The sequence below is a fragment of the Mesorhizobium sp. WSM4833 genome, from assembly GCF_055811095.1.
Map to the genome: position 1 here is coordinate 89,715 of NZ_JBVVQG010000021.1, position 6,063 is coordinate 95,777.

General features: G+C 63.2%; 5 protein-coding genes and 2 tRNA genes. 2 read left to right on the plus strand and 5 right to left on the minus strand.

Annotated elements, in window-relative coordinates; genetic code table 11:
* The first annotated feature begins 87 nt into the window (after window positions 1-87).
* On the plus strand, window positions 88-552 hold the full coding sequence (locus AC0L2D_RS29235) for a YidB family protein (protein ID WP_024505802.1): 465 nt from the start codon (window positions 88-90) through the stop codon (window positions 550-552).
* Window positions 553-628: 76 nt separating this feature from the next.
* On the opposite strand, the gene AC0L2D_RS29240 is transcribed toward AC0L2D_RS29235, so the two are convergent.
* Both AC0L2D_RS29240 and AC0L2D_RS29245 read right to left on the minus strand, forming a co-directional pair.
* A tRNA-Gly gene (locus AC0L2D_RS29240) sits at window positions 629-702 on the minus strand.
* A gap of 89 nt (window positions 703-791) precedes the next feature.
* Window positions 792-876: transfer RNA gene (locus AC0L2D_RS29245), tRNA-Tyr, on the minus strand.
* 198 nt (window positions 877-1,074) lie between these two features.
* Here AC0L2D_RS29245 and rlmB point away from each other — a divergent pair.
* Entirely contained in the window at window positions 1,075-1,923 is an 849-nt protein-coding gene (rlmB, locus tag AC0L2D_RS29250; RefSeq protein ID WP_027163677.1) for a 23S rRNA (guanosine(2251)-2'-O)-methyltransferase RlmB, read from the plus strand.
* 107 nt (window positions 1,924-2,030) lie between these two features.
* Here the strand turns inward: rlmB and AC0L2D_RS29255 are convergent, their stop codons facing one another.
* The 3 genes from AC0L2D_RS29255 to gcl all read right to left on the minus strand — a co-directional run bounded on the left by AC0L2D_RS29255 (window position 2,031) and on the right by gcl (window position 5,713).
* On the minus strand, window positions 2,031-2,948 hold the full coding sequence (locus AC0L2D_RS29255; RefSeq protein WP_473543649.1) for a 2-hydroxy-3-oxopropionate reductase: 918 nt from the start codon (window positions 2,946-2,948) through the stop codon (window positions 2,031-2,033).
* Window positions 2,949-3,107: 159 nt separating this feature from the next.
* Window positions 3,108-3,905 (minus strand): hydroxypyruvate isomerase, encoded by a 798-nt coding sequence (gene otnI / locus AC0L2D_RS29260; protein WP_127367507.1) that lies wholly within the window; start codon window positions 3,903-3,905, stop codon window positions 3,108-3,110.
* A 26-nt stretch (window positions 3,906-3,931) separates the two neighbouring features.
* The gene (gcl, locus tag AC0L2D_RS29265; protein WP_127367506.1) at window positions 3,932-5,713 is read right to left on the minus strand and encodes a glyoxylate carboligase; all 1,782 of its coding nucleotides are present in this window, start codon (window positions 5,711-5,713) and stop codon (window positions 3,932-3,934) included.
* Window positions 5,714-6,063 lie beyond the last annotated feature (350 nt).

Sequence of the window (6,063 nt, forward strand, 5' to 3'; positions counted from 1 at the left end):
GTCAAAACCTCAAGCCAGCTTGAAATTCCGCCCGAATGCTTCATTGTTGAGGAGGGGTCGGGCCTTGGTCGCTATGGAGGATCCACGATGGGACTTTTTGACAACGCCGTTCCCGGCGGCAACATCACCAAACCTCTGATGATCGCACTCGGCGCATTGCTGGTCGGCAAGATGCTGAGCGGCAGAAGTGCCGAAGAGCCGGAACAGTCTCCCGTGCCCGCTCCGACCGCCCCCGTCCCGACGGAAACCACATCCGCCGACGGTGGCCTGCTGGGCGGCTTGGGCGGACTGCTCGAAAAGCTCCGGGACGCCGGTCACGGCAACACCGCGGACTCCTGGGTCGGAACCGGCCAGAACCAGTCGATCAACGCCAACGATCTTGGCGCCGCGATCGGACCGCAGATCATCCGCGAGATCGCGCAACGGACCGGACTGGACGAGCAGGAACTGCTCAAGCAACTGTCCACCGCCCTGCCCGGCATCGTCGACAAGCTGACGCCGAACGGCCAGGTGCCGCAGCAGCACCAGGTCGCATCCGCGTTCAACAGCTGACGCGGCGCAGCCACGACAATTGGAGCGCTGCGCTTCGTGCGCGGTGCTTCGGCTTGCCGGTGATGGGATGAGTGTCTGGAGCGGGTAGCGGGAATCGAACCCGCATATTCAGCTTGGAAGGCTGCTGCTCTACCACTGAGCTATACCCGCGCCTTACCTGAAGTACCGGATTCATCCGAAAAGCGCCATGCACTTTCCGGTCCGATTCTTGTCGCGTTTCAGGGCTTCCGGGCCGGCAGTGGTGGAGAGGGTTGGATTCGAACCAACGTAAGCTAAGCTAACGGATTTACAGTCCGTCCCCTTTAACCACTCGGGCACCTCTCCAGTCTGCCGCCGGAGCCATGCAACGAGGCATTCACGCCGATCCGGACCCGAGTTATGTGTTCTCCGAAACCAGCGCAGCGCCTTATGGCGGCAAGGCCATTGGGTGTCAACCGCGCAGCCAGCGTTTTTCGATGTTGTTCGCCGGCTGTGACGGCGGGCCATATCCTTGGCCGGAGGACACCGCTATAGAAGCCAGCCATGAGCGATAAAACCAACACCCCCAAAGACACCCATTACGCCAAGCTGCGCCGCGCCTATCGCGACGAGAAAAGCGGCGGCGCGCCGGCGTTCCGGCCTCGACAGCCGGTTCCGCCGGGCGAAAATGCCGCGGACGGACTGGTGCGGCTCTACGGCCTGCACACGGTTCGCGCCGCACTCGACAATCCGCGCCGCAAGATCAGGAAGATGCTGGTGACGCGCAATGCGGCCGAGCGCCTCGAAATCGCCGATCTCGCCGCCCTGCCCTTCAAGACGGAACTGGTCGAACCCAGGGATATCGACAAGATCACCGGGTCGGATGCCGTGCATCAGGGTGTGCTGATCGAGGCCGAGCCGCTTAAAGCCAAGCGGCTCGATGCGCTTGGTGACGCGAAGCTGGTGCTGGTGCTCGACCAGATCACCGACCCGCACAATGTCGGCGCCATCCTGCGCTCGGCGGTCGCCTTCGGCGCCGGCGCGCTGATCACCACCGCCCGCCACAGCCCGCAGGAATCGGGCGTGCTGGCGAAATCCGCCTCCGGCGCGCTGGAGCACATCGACCAGATCGAGGTGAAGAACCTCGCCGAAGCGCTCGGCCAGCTGCACGAGGCCGGCTTTCGCACCATCGGGCTTGATTCGGACGCGCCGGCCGAACTCGAAAAGAGCTTTGCCGGAGAAAAGATCGCCCTGGTGCTGGGCGCCGAAGGCAAGGGCCTGCGCCAGAAGACCCGCGAGACGGTGACCACGCTGGCGCGGCTCGACATGCCCGGCGCCATCCATTCGCTCAACGTATCGAATGCCGCAGCGATCAGCCTTTACGTGGCACGGGCATTTTTGAAGCGCGGCTAAGCCAAAAAACCATCTCGACGAGAAACGGGTCCCGACAGACGCCGGAACCCGTTCTTCGATGGGCCAGGAGTTGGCGGCTTGGGAACGTTGCGCCGCCCTCTCCTGACCTATGCCGCTTTGCCCCGGGTGCCGGCTGCCTCGCTGCCGACCTCGAAATCGGCCATCCTCTCCAGCGCCCTGACCAGTGCCGAATGATCCTCCTTGGCGCCGCCATTGGCCGCGCAGGCGTTGAACAGCTGCTGCGTGGTGGACGTGTTGGGCAGCGACACGCCGAGCGCTTTCGCGCCCTCCAGCGCGAGGCTCAGATCCTTCTGGTGCAGTTCGATCCGAAAACCCGGGGCGAAGGTGCGCTTGACCATACGCTCGCCATGCACTTCCAGAATGCGCGAAGCCGCCAGCCCGCCCATCAGCGCCTGCCTGACCTTGGCCGGATCCGCGCCGGCTTTCGAAGCAAAAACAAGCGCTTCGGCGACGGCTTCAATAGTCAGCGCGACGACGATCTGGTTGGCCACCTTGGTGGTCTGGCCAACGCCGTTGGGGCCGACCAGGGTGATGTTCTTGCCCATCTTCTCGAACACGGGCTTGGCGCGCTCGAAGGGTTTCTCCTCGCCGCCGACCATGATGGTGAGCGACGCCGCCTTGGCGCCAACCTCGCCGCCCGAGACCGGCGCGTCGAGATAGTCGCAGCCTAGACCGTTGATTTTCCCAGCAAAAATCTTGGTCTCGATCGGTGAGATCGAGCTCATGTCGATGACCAGCTTGCCTTTGGTCAGACCGGACGCGACGCCGTTCTCGTGAAACAGCACATCGGCGACCTGCGGTGTGTCGGGCACCATCAGAATGATGATGCCGGCGGCCTTCGCCACGGCAGCATGGCCGGTGACTGACGTTAGGCCCTTGGCGACGAGATCGGCTGAGAGTTTCGATCGATGGTCGCTGGCTATGACCCTGTAGCCCGCGTCCAACAGGTGCCCCGCCATCGGTGCGCCCATGATGCCGAGGCCGATGAAGCCGATGGTTTCCATTTTGGTTCTCCAGTTGCTTGTGTGAAACGCCCCCTCATCCGGCCGCTAGCGCGGCCATCTTCCCCCGAGGGGAGAAGAGAAGCCGACGTTGGTGCCTGTCTCTTCTCCCCACCGGGGAGAAGGTGGCCCGAAGGGCCGGATGAGGGGGCGCGGCGTTGGCTAGGCCGCAGCACTTCCCTGCCCGGCTAATGCTTGAAACCACCCCAGCCCAGCCTCCGTCCCGGCCTTCGGCTTGTATTCCGCCCCGATCCACCCGGAATAGCCGATGCGGTCGATGTGCTCGTACAGGAAGGGAAAATTGATCTCGCCCGTCCCCGGCTCGTGACGGCCTGGATTGTCCGCAAGCTGGATATGCGCGATGCGGTCGAGGTTTACCTCGATGGTACGGGCGAGATCCCCCTCCATGATCTGCATGTGATAGATGTCGTATTGCAGGAACAGGTTCTTCGACCCGACACGGTCGATAAGCGCCAGCGCCTGATCGGAATAGTTGAGAAAGAAGCCCGGGATATCGCGCGTGTTGATCGGCTCGATCAGCAGCCTGATGCCGGCCTGCTCCAGCTTTTCCGCCGCGAAGGCGAGGTTTTCGGCAAAGACGTCCTCCAGCACCTTGCGGTCGGCGCCGGCGGGCGCGATGCCGGCCAGGCAATTGACCTGCTGGCAGCCGAGCGCCTGCGCGTAGGTGATCGCCTTGGCGATCCCCTGGCGGAATTCCGGCACGCGGTCCGGCAGCACGGCAATGCCGCGTTCGCCCTTGCCCCAGTCGCCGGCCGGCAGGTTGAACAGCACCTGGGTCAGGCCGTTCTTCTTCAGCCGGGCGGCGACGGCATCGGGCGCATGGTCATAGGGGCCGATATATTCGACACCCTTGAACCCCGCGCGGGCGGCGGCATCGAAACGGTCGAGGAACTCATGCTCGCCAAAGAGCATCGAAAGATTGGCTGAAAAACGCGGCATTCTTTTTCTCCTTTTCTCCGCCAAGCCTAATCCAGCATGACGATCGACGTCGGCGCATCTTCGTGGCTCTCGGCAAGGTCCTCGAATTCGGTGATCTTGTCGATCTCGGTGCCCATCGAGATGTTGGTGACGCGTTCGAGGATGAATTCGAGGACAACCGGAACCCGGTGTTCTTTCATCAACCGCTGCGCCTCCTTGAAGGCACCGGCGAACTCTTCCGGCTTGCGCACCCTGACCGCCTTGCAGCCCATGGCCTCGGCGACGGCAACATGGTCGACGCCGTAGCCGGCCTCGGGATCGCCTGCCCGGTTGATGTTCTCGAAGGCAAGGTCGACCTCAAAGTCCATCGAGAAACCCCGCTGCGCCTGGCGGATCAGGCCGAGATAGGCGTTGTTCACCACGACATGGAGATAGGGCAGCTTGTGCTGGGCGCCGACCGCCAGTTCCTCGATCATGAACTGGAAATCATAGTCGCCCGACAGCGCCACGATGGTCCGGTCGGGATCGGCGGCGCGCACGCCAAGGGCAGCCGGCAAGGTCCAGCCGAGCGGGCCGGCCTGGCCGCAATTGATCCAGTTGCGCGGCTTGTAGACATGCAGGAACTGCGCGCCGGCGATCTGCGACAGGCCGATCGTGGTGACGTAGGTGACGTCGCGGCCGAACGCCTTGTTCATCTCCTCATAGACACGCTGCGGCTTCAGCGGCACCTGGTCGAAATGCGTCTTGCGCTTCATCGTCTTCTTGCGAGCTTGGCATTCCTTCGCCCAGCCGGACCAGTCGCGCAGTCTGCCTGCCGTCTTCCACTCGGTGGCGACGTCGAGCAGCATCTTCAGCGCAGCACCAGCATCCGAAACGACGCCGAGATCCGGCGCGAAGACACGGCCGATCTGCGTCGGCTCGATGTCGACATGGATGAATTTTTTGCCCTTGGTATAGACATCGACGGAGCCGGTGTGACGGTTGGCCCAGCGGTTGCCGATGCCGAAGACGAAATCGGCTTCCAGCATCGTCGCATTGCCATAGCGGTGCGAGGTCTGCAGCCCGCACATGCCGGCCATCAGCCGGTGGTCGTCGGGGATCGCGCCCCAGCCCATCAAGGTCGGGATGACCGGCACGCCTGAAATCTCGGCGAATTCGATCAGCAAATCCGACGCATCGGCGTTTATGATGCCACCGCCGGCGACGATCAGCGGCTTTTCGGCGGCGTTGAGCATGGTCAACGCCTTTTCGGCCTGGGCGCGCGTCATGGCCGGCTTGAACGGCGTCAACGGCTCATAGGCATCGATGTCGAATTCGATCTCGGCCAGCTGGACATCGACCGGCAGGTCGATCAGCACCGGACCCGGCCGCGACGAGCGCATCAGGTGAAAGGCCTTCTGCAGCGCCATGGGGACGAGATAGGGCTCCATGACCGTGACCGCCCATTTGGCGACCGGCGCGGCAATGGCTGATATGTCGACGGCCTGGAAATCCTCCTTGTTCAGCCGCGCCCGCGGCGCCTGGCCGGTGATGCACAGGATCGGAATGGAATCCGCAGCGGCCGAATAGAGCCCGGTGATCATGTCGGTGCCGGCCGGACCCGAAGTGCCGATGCACAGGCCGATATTGCCTGCCTTGGCCCGGGTAAAGCCTTCCGCCATGTGCGAGGCGCCCTCGACGTGACGGGCAAGCACGTGGCGGATCGTTCCCCTCGCCTTCAGCGCCGAATAGAACGGATTGATCGCCGCGCCCGGCACGCCGAAAGCGCAGGAAATGCCTTCCTTTTCGAGAACGAGAACCGCGGCATCGACTGCGCGCATCCTGGCCATTTTCCAGCCCTCCACGGGTTTGTCATTGTTGGATTGGCTGAGGATGTCAGCACGCCGGCTATTTTTCAATTTTTCCAGAATATTTTTTCATTTAGAGAAAACAACGGCTATATGCTGATTTTATTGGATTTTTCGTTTTCCAGGAATCCGGCCTGCGATTTTGGTGAAAAATTTTTTCATTGTGCATTTGGCGAAATCGGTCGAGAATGACGCCATGGAACCCACGGAAAAACGCCAGCGCGGCCCGCCCCCCGCGGGCCAAGGGGCCCCGGGGGCCCGGTCGGTGGCGTCGGGCGCGCGCGCGCGGCGGGGGCGGGCGCGGTGGGCGGGGGCCCGCGCGCGCGGGCGGG